This window comes from Blautia sp. DFI.1.216 (assembly GCF_020594215.1).
In the GTDB taxonomy this organism is placed as follows: Bacteria; Bacillota; Clostridia; order Lachnospirales; family Lachnospiraceae; genus Blautia_A; species Blautia_A wexlerae.
Genome location: NZ_JAJDML010000266.1, coordinates 1 through 224 on the forward strand (window position 1 = coordinate 1; position 224 = coordinate 224).

General features: G+C 42.9%; 1 protein-coding gene. It reads right to left on the reverse strand.

Translation table 11 applies throughout. The features are described from left to right. Window positions 1-224: hypothetical protein (locus tag LJE11_RS19665; RefSeq protein WP_227296462.1), on the reverse strand; the 224-nt coding region annotated here is incomplete at both ends.

The window sequence follows — 224 nt, forward strand, 5'->3', positions numbered from 1 at the left end:
TCCCTTTGGTACGTTCTTGAATGTTGCTGTTACTGTACCTTCTTTGAGGTTCAGTACTTTGTGATTGCCATAGTGGTATGGACGTGTCTCACCGTTTTCTTTCTTGGAGGATGTTCCAAGTACTACGTCGTAACCAGTTGCATTTGCAGCTGCTTTGTATGTTACTTTAATAGTAGATCCGCTTACTGTTACGTTTGTGATAACTGGAGCGTCCGGTGTGATTG